Annotated in this window: 10 protein-coding genes; 7 read left to right on the top strand and 3 right to left on the bottom strand. The window is 68.8% G+C overall.

The annotated features are described in order from the left end of the window. The first annotated feature begins 77 nt into the window (after window positions 1–77). The 4 genes from secD to AB0J66_RS25565 all read left to right on the top strand — a co-directional run bounded on the left by secD (window position 78) and on the right by AB0J66_RS25565 (window position 6,345). Window positions 78–1,946, top strand: a complete 1,869-nt coding sequence (gene secD / locus AB0J66_RS25580; RefSeq protein ID WP_364665594.1) for a protein translocase subunit SecD — start codon at window positions 78–80, stop codon at window positions 1,944–1,946. A gap of 1 nt (window position 1,947) precedes the next feature. Next, window positions 1,948–3,138 (top strand): protein translocase subunit SecF, encoded by a 1,191-nt coding sequence (secF, locus tag AB0J66_RS25575; protein WP_364665247.1) that lies wholly within the window; start codon window positions 1,948–1,950, stop codon window positions 3,136–3,138. An 80-nt stretch (window positions 3,139–3,218) separates the two neighbouring features. Next, the gene (locus tag AB0J66_RS25570) at window positions 3,219–3,758 is read left to right on the top strand and encodes an adenine phosphoribosyltransferase (protein ID WP_364665244.1); all 540 of its coding nucleotides are present in this window, start codon (window positions 3,219–3,221) and stop codon (window positions 3,756–3,758) included. A gap of 127 nt (window positions 3,759–3,885) precedes the next feature. Beyond that, window positions 3,886–6,345, top strand: coding sequence for a bifunctional (p)ppGpp synthetase/guanosine-3',5'-bis(diphosphate) 3'-pyrophosphohydrolase (locus AB0J66_RS25565; RefSeq protein ID WP_364665242.1), 2,460 nt, complete (start codon window positions 3,886–3,888; stop codon window positions 6,343–6,345). A 40-nt stretch (window positions 6,346–6,385) separates the two neighbouring features. Here the strand turns inward: AB0J66_RS25565 and AB0J66_RS25560 are convergent, their stop codons facing one another. Together AB0J66_RS25560 and AB0J66_RS25555 are read right to left on the bottom strand one after the other, a co-directional pair. Beyond that, a complete protein-coding gene (locus AB0J66_RS25560) occupies window positions 6,386–7,219 on the bottom strand; it encodes a peptidylprolyl isomerase (RefSeq protein WP_364665239.1) in 834 nt (277 codons plus the stop codon). Window positions 7,220–7,252: 33 nt separating this feature from the next. Beyond that, the gene (locus AB0J66_RS25555) at window positions 7,253–8,110 is read right to left on the bottom strand and encodes a peptidylprolyl isomerase (RefSeq protein ID WP_364665236.1); all 858 of its coding nucleotides are present in this window, start codon (window positions 8,108–8,110) and stop codon (window positions 7,253–7,255) included. A 132-nt stretch (window positions 8,111–8,242) separates the two neighbouring features. Here AB0J66_RS25555 and AB0J66_RS25550 point away from each other — a divergent pair, with 132 nt between their 5' ends. Next, complete coding sequence (locus AB0J66_RS25550) at window positions 8,243–8,941, top strand: MBL fold metallo-hydrolase (RefSeq protein WP_364665233.1); 699 nt, start codon at window positions 8,243–8,245, stop codon at window positions 8,939–8,941. 24 nt (window positions 8,942–8,965) lie between these two features. After that, the gene (hisS, locus tag AB0J66_RS25545) at window positions 8,966–10,285 is read left to right on the top strand and encodes a histidine--tRNA ligase (RefSeq protein WP_364665231.1); all 1,320 of its coding nucleotides are present in this window, start codon (window positions 8,966–8,968) and stop codon (window positions 10,283–10,285) included. Here hisS and AB0J66_RS25540 read toward each other — a convergent pair. After that, a complete protein-coding gene (locus AB0J66_RS25540; protein WP_364665228.1) occupies window positions 10,272–11,423 on the bottom strand; it encodes a serine hydrolase domain-containing protein in 1,152 nt (383 codons plus the stop codon). The two genes, hisS and AB0J66_RS25540, sit on opposite strands and share 14 nt — an antisense overlap. A gap of 113 nt (window positions 11,424–11,536) precedes the next feature. Between AB0J66_RS25540 and AB0J66_RS25535 the strand changes: the two genes are divergently transcribed. Further along, window positions 11,537–12,466 (top strand): acyl-ACP desaturase, encoded by a 930-nt coding sequence (locus AB0J66_RS25535; RefSeq protein ID WP_364665226.1) that lies wholly within the window; start codon window positions 11,537–11,539, stop codon window positions 12,464–12,466. Window positions 12,467–13,192: the final 726 nt, after the last annotated feature.

Raw genomic sequence — 13,192 nt, 5'->3', positions numbered from 1 at the left:
GACATCAGGCACGTAACACGCAGAGCCTGTAAGACACAGGGAGACCGAAAGCCGTGGCACGACCACCACAGGGGCAGATGCATCCCGGACGGCAGCTAGCCGTGCTCGGCTTCATCTTCGTCGTTCTTTATCTGCTGGTGTTCTTCGCCGGTGGGGCGAGTGGCAGTTTCACCGACCGGCTGCACCCGAAACTGGGTCTGGACCTCGTCGGTGGCACGCAGGCCACCTACATCGCCTCCGTCCAGGGCGGCCAGGTGCCGTCCAAGGAGAGCATGGAGCAGGCCCGCGACATCATCGACCAGCGGGTGAACGCGCTCGGCGTCTCCGAGGCCGAGGTGGTCATCCAGGGTGACCGCAACATCGTGGTCTCCCTCGCCGGCAAGGCCGACGACCAGCTCAAGGACCTGTCGCAGGCCGCCCAGATGCGCTTCCGCCTGGTGATCGGCGCGACCGGCGACGTCGCCTCGGTCGCGCTGAACCCGCCGACGGCGACGCCCAGCGCGTCCGCGTCGGCCAACCCGAGCGCCCCGGCCGGTTCGAAGCCGTCGGCCCCCGCGAGCGCTCCCGCGGTGACCGGCAGCGCGTCGACCGGTGGCCAGGGTGGTGGCGAGGTCGTCAAGGCCCCGACGCCCACCCCGACGCCGTCCGCCAGCGCCAGCGCCGCCCCGGGGGCCGCCCCGCCGGTGACCGCCGACGAGCAGGCCCAGCGTGAGGCGATCCAGAAGAAGGTCGGCGCCACCGCGTGGGCCGCGGCGGCCAAGCTGACCGCGCCGGTCGACCTGAGCACGGACCCCAACGCCGGCAAGGCGTACGCGGCCTTCGCCAAGCTCAGCGGCGACGAGGTCAACGTCCTCACCCCGCAGATGCAGATGTACGTGCCGACGATCGGCTGCACGCAGCTCGACGCCCGGCCCAACGGCGCCATCGACAACGTGGCCAGCCAGGTCGTCGCCTGCTACAACGGCGGCAAGATCCTGATGGACAAGGCCTCGGTCGTCGGTGACGACATCTCCAAGGCCAGCCCGCAGCTCGACCAGCAGAACGGCCAGTGGGTCGTCTCCCTGGACTTCAAGAGCGAGGGCTCGACCAAGTGGGCCGCGCTGACCCGGCAGGCGTACGAGGCCACCTCGGACGCGCCCTGCTACACCGCCGCCACCGCGATGTACGGCTCGGTCGAGCACTGCGCCGTCGCCGTCGTGCTCGACAAGTCGGTCATCTCGGCCCCGCAGATCCAGGGCGTGCTCACCGGCACCTCGCAGATCACCGGGCAGTTCAACGCGAAGAGCTCCAAGGAACTGGCCGACCAGCTGAACTTCGGCGCGCTGCCGGTCACCTTCAGCTCGGGCCCGGCCCAGACCGTCTCGGCCACCCTGGGCACCCAGCAGCTGCAGGCCGGTCTGATCGCCGCCGCGATCGGCATGGGCCTGGTCGCGATCTACGCGTTCTTCTACTACCGCCTGCTCGGCTCGGTCATCTTCATGAGCCTGATCCTGTCGGGTCTGCTCACCTTCGGCGCCCTGGTCTTCCTGGGCCGTACGGTCGGCTTCACCCTCACGCTGGCCGGTATCGCCGGCTTCATCGTGTCATTGGGTGTCGCGGCCGACTCGTTCGTCATCTACTTCGAACGATTGAAGGACGAGATCCACGAGGGCCGCAGCCCGCGCAGCGCGGTGCCGCGGGCCTGGGCCCGGGCCCGGCGCACGATCATCTCGGCCAACACGATCACGATCCTCGCCGCAGTGGTGCTCTACATCGTCTCGGTCGGCGCGGTGCAGGGCTTCGCCTTCGCGCTGGGCATCTCGACGGTGCTCGACCTGGTCGTGGTGTTCCTCTTCCGTCACCCGATCATGACGATGTTCGCCAGCACCAAGGCGTTCCTCTCGCCGCGCGTGAGTGGTCTCGGCCGCGTGCTGCGCCGCGCTCCGACCGACGTCAAGGAGGCCTGACATGGCCAGCCAGTCTCTTGCCGCCCGGCTCTACGCGGGCGAGGCCAATGTCAACATCATCGGCCGCCGCAAGCTGTGGTTCATCATCGCGGCCGTGCTCGTCGCGGTCTCGATCGGCAGCATCGCGATCCGCGGCTTCCACCTGGGCATCGAGTTCGCCGGTGGCACCTCGTTCAGCGTCCCGGCCACGACCGGCAGCACGACCTACTCGCAGAAAGAGGTGTCCGACGCGGTCGACCGGGCGATCAAGTCGGTCGACCCGGGCGCGTCGGTCGTCTCGTCGCAGACCCTCGGCAGCACCGGCGGCGGGGGTGACACCTACACGGTCCGGGCCACCACGCTCACCGCGGCCCAGGCCGAGCAGGCCAAGACCGCGCTGGTGACCGACCTGAAACTGGATGCCACCAAGGTCAGCGACGACCAGGTCTCGGCGGCCTGGGGTGGTCAGGTGACCCGGCAGGCGCTGCTGGGCCTGATCATCTTCCTGATCGTCGTCATGATCTATCTGGTCATCCGGTTCGAGTGGCGGATGGCGGCCGCGGCCGTCTCCTCGCTGCTGCTCGACCTGATCTTCACGGCCGGCGTCTACTCGCTCGTCGGCTTCGAGGTGACGCCGTCGACGGTGGTCGGCTTCCTGACGATTCTGGGTTACTCGCTGTACGACGTGGTGGTCGTCTTCGACAAGGTGCAGGAGAACACGCGCGGCATCACCGCGAGCAGCGTCCGCACCTACAACGAGGCGGCCAACCTGGCGGTCAACCAGACCCTGATGCGCTCGATCAACACCGGTCTGGTGGCGCTGCTGCCCGTCGGCGGCCTGTTGTTCATCGGCGCCGGCCTGCTCGGCGCGGGCACGCTGAAGGACCTCGGCCTGGTGCTGTTCGTCGGCATGGGCTTCGGCGTCCTCGCCTCGATCATGTTCGCGGCCCCGCTGCTGACCGCGTTCAAGGACCGCGAGCCGAAGATCAAGGCGCACACGGCCCGGGTGCTGGCCCGCCGCGCGTCGGCCAAGTCGGGCGACGTGGCCCGGGGCGAGCGCCCCGGCCGCCAGTCCAACCTGACCGAGTCGGACGAGGCCCCGGCCCTGGCGTCCTCGGCCCCGCGCCCGGGGGCCCGGCCCACGGCCAAGCGCAGCACCGGCGGCAACCCGAACCGGGGCCCGAGCAACCGGCCCGGCGGCAAGCGCCGCTGAGTCCGGCGCACGACCAGAAAGCGACGAGGAAAGGGACGGCCCGCGAGGGCCGTCCCTTTCGCTGTGAAAGGCTTGATCCCGTGACTGAGCAGAACACCGACCTGGCCGCCGTCGTCGAGCGCGCCACGGTCGACGTGCCCGACTTCCCGAAGCCGGGCGTCGTCTTCAAGGACCTCATGCCGCTGTTCGCGGACGGGCCGGCGTTCCGCCAGGTGATCGACGGGATCGTGGCCCATCACGGCCGGGACGGCTTCGACGTGGTGGCCGGCGTGGAGGCGCGCGGTTTCGTGGTGGCCGCCGCCATCGCGTACGCGACCGGCGTCGGCGTGGTGCCGATCCGTAAGGCGGGGAAGCTGCCGCGCAAGGCCCTGTCGGCCTCGTACGAGCTCGAGTACGGCGAGGCCACCCTCGAGGTGCACGAGGACGCCTTCATCGCCGGACAGCGGGTCCTGGTGGTCGACGACGTGCTCGCCACGGGCGGGACGGCGGCGGCGGCGCTGGATCTGGTCGAGCGGGCCGGCGGTACGGTCGCCGGCTTCACGGTTCTGATGGAGCTGGCCTTCCTGAAGGGCCGGGAGCGGCTCAGTCCGCGTACGGTCCATGCGCTCTTGACCGTTTGATCCGTCTTCGCGGAACCGGTCCGCTTCTTTCGGAGGTTCGGCCGGGGTGTCGGGGAAGACGGTGCGGGTAGGATGGCGTTCCTAACCAGGTGACCAACTCACTATTGACGAGGGTGTGAGGAGGCCGGTGTCCAGCGACGTCGCCCCTCCGGCGGAGGGCACGGTGCAGCCGACCGAGAACACACGGCCTGCCGCGGACGCTACGGCGACCGCGGCTGAGACGCAGCCAGAGGCTCCCCGCCCGGCTGTGCCCACGACCGACCCCGACGTGACCCAGCCCTTGAGCCCCTCGGACGACCGGGCGGCCGGCGAGGAACGGTTCGGCCTGGCCAGCGCGCCCACGGGCCGCCGCGTCCGGGCCCGCCTCGCCCGGTTCAACGCGCCCTGGCAGAGCACGCAGGTCAGCGAGGTGCTCGAGCCGCTGATCGCGACCCATCGGGCCAGCCACCCCAAGGCCGACGGGCGCATGCTGCAGCGCGCCTTCGACGTGGCCGCCCGCTGGCACTCGGGTCAATATCGCAAGTCCGGCGACCCGTACATCACGCATCCGCTGGCCGTGGCGACGATCCTGGCCAACCTCGGCATGGACACGACCACCCTGGTCGCGGCCCTGCTGCACGACACGATCGAGGACACCGACTACTCGCTCGATCAGATGAAGGCCGACTTCGGGGCCGAGGTGGCGCTGCTGGTCGACGGCGTCACCAAGCTCGACCGGGTCAAGCTGGGCGACGCGGCCAAGGCCGAGACGATCCGCAAGATGGTCGTGGCCATGGCCAAGGACCCGCGGGTGCTGGTCATCAAGCTGGCCGACCGCCTGCACAACATGCGTACGCTGACCTTCCTGCCCCGCCCCAAGCAGGAGCAGAAGGCCAAGGAGACGCTGGAGATCCTGGCCCCGCTGGCCCACCGCCTCGGTATGAACACGATCAAGTGGGAGCTCGAGGACCTGGCGTTCGGCACGCTGTTCCCCAAGCGGTTCGAGGAGATCAACCGCCTCATCGGCGAGCACCAGCCGCAGCGTGAGGCGCTGCTGCGCCAGGTGACGAACAGGGTCTCGCTCGACCTCAAGTCCGCGAAGATCAAGGCCGAGACCACCGGCCGGCCCAAGCACCTCTACTCGATCTATCAGAAGATGATCGTGCGGGGCCGCGACTTCAACGACATCTACGACCTGGTCGGCGTGCGCATCCTGGTCGACACGGTCCGCGACTGCTACGCCGCGCTGGGCGTCATCCACGCGAACTGGCAGCCGGTGCCGGGCCGGTTCAAGGACTACATCGCGATGCCGAAATTCAACATGTACCAGTCGTTGCACACGACGGTCATCGGCCCGACCGGCAAGCCGGTCGAGATGCAGATCCGCACGTTCGCCATGCACCGCACGGCCGAGTTCGGCATCGCCGCCCACTGGAAGTACAAGGAGCAGAAGGGCGCGACGATCGTCGGCCCGCCGGCTCATATCGACGAGATGACCTGGCTGCGGCAGCTGCTGGACTGGCAGCGCGAGGCCAGCGACCCGTCGGAGTTCCTGGACGCGCTGCGCTTCGACCTGTCGAGCCAGGAGGTGTACGTCTTCACCCCCAAGGGCGACGTCATCCCCCTGCCGACGGGTTCGACCCCCGTCGACTTCGCCTACGCGGTGCACACCGAGGTCGGGCACAAGTGCATCGGCGCCCGGGTCAACGGCAAGCTCGTGCCGCTCGAGTCGACGCTGTCCAACGGCGACGTGATCGAGATCTTCACGTCGAAGTCGTCCAACGCCGGCCCGACGCAGGACTGGCTCGGCTTCGTCAAGAGCCCCCGGGCGCGGACGAAGATCCGGCAGTACTTCAACAAGGAACGGCGCGAGGAAGCGATCGAGGTCGGCAAGGAGGCGATCGTCAAGGCGATGCGCAAGCAGGGTCTGCCCCTGCAGCGCATGCTGACGAACGAGAACCTGACGACCATCGCCCGCGACCTGCACCTGCCCGACGTGGCCTCGCTCTACGCGGCCATCGGGGAGAACACGGTGTCGGCCCAGTCCGTCGTGCAGAAACTCGTCGCCGGTTTCGGTGGCGAGGAGGGCGCGGTCGAGGACATCGCCGAGACCGCCGTCGCCACCCGCCCGCCGCGCAACCGCAGCACCGCGCAGGATCCGGGCGTCGTGGTCAAGGGCGTCAGCGACGTGTGGGTCAAACTGGCCCGCTGCTGCACCCCGGTGCCGGGCGACGCGGTCTTCGGTTTCGTCACCCGCTCGGGCGGCGTCAGCGTCCACCGGGAGGACTGCGCCAACGCGGAGGACCTGCGCGAGCAGACCGAGCGCGTGGTCGAGGTGACCTGGAAACCGACCAGCGCGTCGACCTTCCTGGTGGCCATCCAGGTCGAGGCGCTCGACCGGCACAAGCTGCTGGCCGACGTGACCCGCGTGCTCTCGGAGGAGCGGGTCAACATCCTGTCGGCCACGGTCACCACCACCCGCGACCGGGTGGCGGTCAGCCGCTTCACCTTCGAGATGGCCGATCCCAAGCACCTCGGCCACCTGGTCGCCGCCGTGCGCAAGGTCGACGGGGTCTTCGACGCCTACCGCGTCACTTCGGGAGCATGAAAAAGAGGGGGGCCGCAGCCCCCCTCTTTTCTCGACACCGCTAAGCGGCCGCCATGGTCAGCGACTTGATGTCCATTTCCTTCTTCGGGTGGCCGCCGCCGGCCGACTCCTTGAACGCCCCGTCGTCACCGGCCTTCACGACACCCTTGACGATGTCCAGACCGTCGGTGATCTTGCCGAGCAGCGTGTAGTTGGCCGACAGCTGCGTGTCCTCCGAGACGATGAAGAACTGGCTGCCGGTGCTGCCGGGCTGACCGGTGTTGGCCATCGCGATCGAGCCCGCCGGGTACGGGTTCTTGGTGTCGGTCGGGAGGTTCTCCTCGGCCATGGTGTAGCTCGGGCCGCCCTGGCCGTCGGTCTCGCGGTAGCCCTTGCCGGTGGCGAACGGGTCGCCGCACTGCAGCACGCGGAACTTGTCCTCGTTGACCAGGCGGTGGCACTTCGTGTTGTCCCAGAACTTCTTGGACGACAGGTACTCGAAGCTGAGCGCCGTGCACGGCACCTTGGACTTGTCCACGGTGGCCTTGATCGTGCCGAGGTTGGTCACCATGGTCAGCACGTCGGTGCCGGTGTTGGCCGCGGTCTTGGCCGGCGTGCCGACGTCCTTGGTCTTGCCGCCGCCCGCGTCCGGGGTCCAGGTGCAGGCGACCTGACCGGCGGGGACGCCGGCCGCGTTGCTGGTGCTCTTCTTGTCGTCCTTGTTGAGCTGGGTGACGATGAAAACCCCGGCGCCCGCGATCAGCACGACCGCGATCGCCGAACCGATGATGGCCTGGCGCTGCCGGCGCTTACGGGCTGCCGCGGCACGCTCGGACATCTCCTTCTCGAGCCGGGCCCGCGCCGCCGCGCGCTGCCGGTCCTTGATCGACGACACGGTGTTCCTCCTGCTGTTTTCGGCCGTGGGGATTTAAGACTGGGCGCTCGCCGACGGCGCGGGGGCCGCCTCCGCGTCGCCGACAGTCAGGCTCTTGATGGTGATCTTCGATTTCGGCTTGACCTTGTCGCCGGTGGCGTTGGCCACCGTCGCGATCTTGCTCATCTTCGTCACGGTCTCCAGGCCGCTGCTCACCGTGCCGATGATGGAGAACTCCGGCGTGGCGGGGCTGTAGTCCTTGGCGAAGATGAGGAACTGGCTGCCGTTGGTGCCCGGCGGGTCGCCGATCAGGGCGACGGTGCCCTTCGGGTAGAGCGGCGTCTTCGCGGCGGCCGGTGAGGCCGAGGCGCTCGGCTCCGGCGCGCTCGGCACGTTCTCGTTGTAGACGCTGTAGGTCGGGCCGCCCTGGCCGGTGCCGCTCGGGTCACCGCAGCGGATCGCGCCGTACGAGGTGATCTCGTGGCAGTCGGTGTTGTCGTAGAACTTCTTGCTCGCCAGGAAGGCCACGTCGGCCGCGCCGCAGGGGGACATGGTGTTGTCGAGGTTGACCTTGATCGGATCGCCCTGGTTGGAGGTGATCGTCATGGTCTGCGTCCCGGAGGTCGGGATGCCCGTGGTGGGCGGGGTGCCGACGTCCTTGAGGTTCGTGTTCGCCGTGGCGCTCTGCGGCGTCCAAGCGCAGATGTCCTCGGCGGTCGTGCTGTCGGGGTCGTCCGAGTCGAACGCGCCGCCGATCCAGGCGATGCCGGCGACGATGAGCAGGACCGCGACTCCGGACCCGACACCCGCGAGCACACGACGGCGGCGGCGCTCCTTGACAGCTCGTTTCGCCATCTGCCGATCGAGCTTCGCCCGCGCCAGCTTGCGCTGCCGGTCCCTGCTGGATGCCACCGAAACCTGTCCTTCCTACGACCCTCGTCACACGCCCGCAAGAGTGTACGGGTACCTCCTGAGAAAGTGGTGTGCGACCGCCGGGCTACTCTCGTTACGATTTCGCTCTAATCGCTTCAGAGAGGGGCCGTTGTGCTCGTCACCGGCTTTCCGGCCGATGCCTTCGGCACCAACTGCTACGTCGTGGCCGCCGCCCCCGGCGAGCAATGCCTGATCGTCGATCCCGGCATCGGCGTGCTCGACCGGCTCGACGAGGTCCTGGCCGAGCACCGGCTCTTCCCGGCCGCGGTGCTGCTCACCCACGGCCACCTCGACCACGCCTTCTCCGTGGCGCCGGTGTGCGGCGCGCGCGGCATCACCGCGTACGTGCACCCGGCCGACCGCGAGATGCTGGCCGACCCGTCCAAGGGCCTCAGCGTGGACCTCAACCAGCTGTTCGGCGGCCGGATCGAATATTCCGAGCCCGAGGACGTGGCCGAGCTGACCGACGGGGCCACGCTGTCGCTGGCCGGGCTCGAGGTGACCGTCGACCATGCGCCGGGCCATACCGGCGGGTCGGTGCTCTTCCGGCTGCCCGGCGCGGGCTCCACGTGGGACGCAGAGCAGGTCTGCCTCTCCGGAGACGTCCTTTTCGCCGGCTCGATCGGGCGCACCGACCTGCCGGGCGGCAACACCGAGACGATGCTGACCAGCCTGCGGGACAAGATCCTGCCGCTGGCTGACGACACCGTCGTCCTGCCCGGCCACGGACCGGCCACGACCATCGGCCGTGAGCGCGCTCAGAACCCGTACCTCCGGGAACTGGCAGACGCGCCGCGGCGCGGTCTTTAAGACTTTTCCTAGGAGATTCTGAGAATGCCCATTTCCGGTTTTCCCGAATGGATGCCGCCGCAGCGCATGATCGAGCAGCGGGTGATCGACCGCGCGCGAGCCACGTTCGAGCTTTACGGATACGCCCCGCTGGAGACGCGCTCGGTCGAGCCGCTGGAGACGCTGCTGAGCAAGGGGGAGACCTCCAAGGAGGTCTACCTGCTGAGCCGGCTGCAGGCCGAAGAAGGACAGAAGAGCGACGACCAGCTGGGCCTGCACTTCGATCTGACGGTGCCGTTCGCCCGCTTCGTCACGGAGAACGCGGGCAAGCTGCAGTTCCCGTTCAAGCGCTACCAGATTCAGAAGGTGTGGCGGGGGGAGCGGCCTCAGGAGGGGCGCTACCGCGAGTTCCTGCAGGCCGACATCGACGTGGTCAACCGGGGGACGCTGCCGTTCCACTACGACACCGAGATGCCGCTGGTGATCGGGGACGTTCTCTCCGGGCTGCCGCTGCCGCGCGCTCGCATTCAGGTCAACAACCGCAAGGTCTGTGAGGGTTTCTACCGCGGCTTGGGTCTCGCTGACACCGCTCAAGTGCTGCGCGTCGTCGACAAATTGGACAAAATCGGCCCGGCCAAGGTCATCGAGCAGCTGATGTCGACCGCGGGCGCGACCGAGTCGCAGGCCGAGGCGTGTCTGAAACTGGCCGAAATTTCGGCGGAGGACGGCTCGTTTGTCGATGCGGTGCGCAAATTGGGCGTGTCGGATGATCTCCTCGACGAGGGGCTCGAGGAGCTGCTGCAGGTCGTGGAGACGGCCCGCGAGCTCGCCCCCGGCCTGGTCGTGGCCGAGCTGAAGATCGCGCGCGGACTCGACTACTACACCGGCACCGTCTACGAGACGCAGCTCGAGGGCTACGAGCGCTTCGGCTCCATCTGCTCCGGCGGTCGCTACGAGAACCTGGCCACGGTCGGCAACGAGAAGTTCCCCGGCGTCGGCATCTCGATCGGCGTCTCCCGGATGCTCGGCGTGCTGTTCGGGCAGAACGCGCTGGCCGCGTCCCGCTCGGTGCCGACGTGTGTGGTCGTGGCCCTGCCGAACGAGGAGCTGCGCCGCACGTGCGACCGTACGGCGGCCGCCCTGCGCAAGCGCGGCATCCCGGCCGAGGTCGCGCCGACCGCGGCCAAGTTCGGCAAGCAGATTCAGTACGCGGACAAGCGCGGGATTCCGTACGTCTGGTTCCCGGGCCGTGAGGGCGAGCCGGACACGGTGAAGGACATCCGCTCGGGTGAGCAGGTCGAGGCCGACGCCGCCGCGTGGGCGCCGCCGGCCGCCGACCTGTACCCGGTGATCAGCGGGTCCTGAACGGGTTCACATAGGGCTTGGACAAGGTGGCCACCTGGTCACCGCAGAGCGCGGTGACCAGGAAGTCGCTCACAGCCACGTCGATCGGGTGAGGCTCGGTCGGCGAGGTCTGGTAGAACGACATGCTCTGCGCGTAACTCACCTGGCGGCGGCCGTCGGCGCTGTGCCAGGAGACCGTGACGTGCCCGATGGTGCCGCCGTCGTGACCCCAGACCCGGCCGCACGGCAGGTCGACGTAGTAGAGGCCGAGCCCGTAGCCGCCGCCCGTGCCGTCCGGCACCGTCGTCTGCATCGCGGCCAGCTGGGCGGGCTTCAGCAGCCGGCCGGTCAGCAGGGCCCGGTAGAACGTGTTCAAGTCGCGGGCGGTGGAGACGATCTCACCGGCGCCCCAGCCCCAGGACATGTTGCAGCGGGTGAAGTCCTTGAGCTCGCCCTCGTACCAGGGCACGTACGCGTTCATGTGCGGCCCGCGGATGAACGGGTCGTTCCCCTCGAAGTAGGTGTCGCGCAGCCCGAGCGGCTTCAGGATGCGCCGGTCGATCTCGCCGCGGTAGCTGTGGCCGGTGACCTCCTCGACGATCAACCCGGCCAGGACGTAGTTGGTGTTGGAGTAGGAGTAGACGCCGAAGGGGGTGGGCGCCGCGGCCAGGCCGATCCGGGCCAGCTGCTCCGGGCGGTACGAGGTCGAGCACAGGGTCTCGATGTCCTCGGCCGACTGGATCAGTTCGTTGGTGTAGTTGCCGATCCCGCTCGTGTGATTCAGCAGCATGCGTACCGTCACCCGCCGGCCGACGTCGGCCGGGGCCAGCCGCGGCAGATAGCGCCCGATGGGTGTGTCCAGGCCGATCTTGTTCTGCAGCACGACGGTGGCCAGGAACGTCTTCGAGATGCTGCCGACGCGGTGCCGGAACCCGTCGCGGACCGGCGCCCCGGTCGTCACGTCGGCCACGCCGGTGGTCAGCTTCCAGGTTCGCTGCCCGTCCCGGACCTCGGCGAACGCGCCAGGCATGCCCGCTTCATGGATGGCGTCCAGTTTGTCCGGCAGGACGGAGTTGTCGACGGCGGCAGCGGCGGCCGGAACCGCCGGCGCGACCAGCCCCGCAGTGGCGATCAGAGCGATGAGCGCACGTCGTAACAAGACTGCCTCCTCGATGGTCGAAGACATCCATCTTCGTCGACGCGTGCCAGTGGCGGAGGCCCACACAGGCCGGGGGAGTAACCTACGGTTGCGTAACCGTAGGGAGTGATCGTATGGATCAGACCGCCTTGCTCATCGAGCTCGAGCCCGTCGTCGCGACGAACCTCGACCGGCACCTGTCGCTCGCCAAGGAGTGGTTCCCCCACGAGTACGTGCCGTGGAGCGACGGCCGCACCTTCGACGGCCTCCTCGGCGGCGTCCCCTGGAGCGAGGACGACTCGAAGATCCCCGACGTGGCCCGGACGGCCCTGATCGTCAACCTGCTCACCGAGGACAACCTGCCCTCGTACCACCACGAGATCGCCACCCTCTTCGGCCGCGACGGCGCCTGGGGCACGTGGGTGCACCGCTGGACCGCGGAGGAGGGACGCCACGGCATCGCCCTGCGCGACTACCTGACCGTCTCCCGCGCCGTCGACCCGACCGAGCTCGAACGCGCCCGCATGACGCACATGCAGTCGGGTTACAGCAACGACCACCCCGACGAGATCCTCCACTCGATCGCGTACGTCGCCTTCCAGGAGCTCGCCACCCGCATCTCGCACCGCAACACCGGCAAGGCCACCGGTGACCCCATCGCCGAGCAGCTGCTGGCCCGCGTCGCCGCCGACGAGAACCTGCACATGGTCTTCTACCGCAACCTGCTCGCGGCCGCCTTCGACCTCGACCCCAACCACGCCATGCGCGCCGTCACCGACGTCGTCGCCGGCTTCGCCATGCCCGGCGCCAACATCGAGGGCTTCGGCCGCAAGGCCCTCTCGATCGCCCTGGCCGGCATCTACGACCTGCGCCAGCACCGCGACGAGGTCCTCCAGCCCGTCCTCCGCCAGTGGAACGTGTTCAACAGAACCGACCTGACGGCCGACGGCGAGAAAGCCCGCGAGGAACTGGCCGCCCACATGCAGGACCTCGAAACCCAGGCCACCCGCTTCGAGGAGAAGCGCGAGGCCCGCCGCCTACGTCAACTGCAGAAGAACCAGTAGACGTACGCTTCGTTCCGAGCACCCCGCCCAAGGGCCACTCACCGTCGTGGCCAGGGCCGTCCCCGGCCGCCGGGCTGTCCTGCAACGCCCGGCGCTGCCGCGCCTCAGCCAACCCCCAGCGCCGCGGCGAGCCCGCCGCTGACCCGGCCCCGCCGACGGCAGAGCATCAAACCGGCCGACTCCGCACCCCGCCGATCAGCCCGGGTACAACCGATCCACGCCGCCCGGTCATCCGCGCGCATACGACGCTCCGCCCCTTCGGCAATCGCCAAAACAAATGCAACGCGCGTCTCAGATCGGCGCGCCATAATCAAAAGGCACGCCGATCACCACGGACCCGGCATAATGACGGGCCGCCCAATAATTTGCGTCGCCTCGGGTAAATCTCAATCGACCGGCTGATAGATCTCTATCCGGTCGGCCAAAACACGCGGTTGATGCCCATGCAATTCACCTCACACCGCCGCCTAACTAGAACCCCGCAACTACCCGGCCGCCCGCGCCCGCGCCGCTGGCCAAATTGCCCGGCCAGCCGACACCACGCGGCCGGGCCAAATTGCGCAGCCAGCCGAGACCGCCCAGCCGGCCAAAAAGAGCTGCCGGCCGCGACCGCCCAGCCGGCCGGGACCGTACGCTGGCCAGACTGCGCTGCCGACCAAATCGGCTGGCTGGCCGAGGCCGCCCGGTCGGCTGAGACTGCGCAGCTGGCCGGGACTGCGTGCTGGC

Origin of the sequence: Actinoplanes sp. NPDC049598, from assembly GCF_040675435.1 — a bacterium.
GTDB lineage: Bacteria > Actinomycetota > Actinomycetes > Mycobacteriales > Micromonosporaceae > Actinoplanes.
This window is presented reverse-complemented; position numbering and strand designations above follow the sequence as displayed.

What these genes read in the sequence shown, in the direction of transcription:
- secD (WP_364665594.1), top strand. Translation starts at nt 78, where the DNA reads ATGCATCCCGGACGGCAGCTAGCCGTGCTCGGCTTCATCTTCGTCGTT.
- secF (WP_364665247.1), top strand. Translation starts at nt 1,948, where the DNA reads ATGGCCAGCCAGTCTCTTGCCGCCCGGCTCTACGCGGGCGAGGCCAAT.
- hisS (WP_364665231.1), top strand. Translation starts at nt 8,966, where the DNA reads ATGCCCATTTCCGGTTTTCCCGAATGGATGCCGCCGCAGCGCATGATC.
- AB0J66_RS25535 (WP_364665226.1), top strand. Translation starts at nt 11,537, where the DNA reads ATGGATCAGACCGCCTTGCTCATCGAGCTCGAGCCCGTCGTCGCGACG.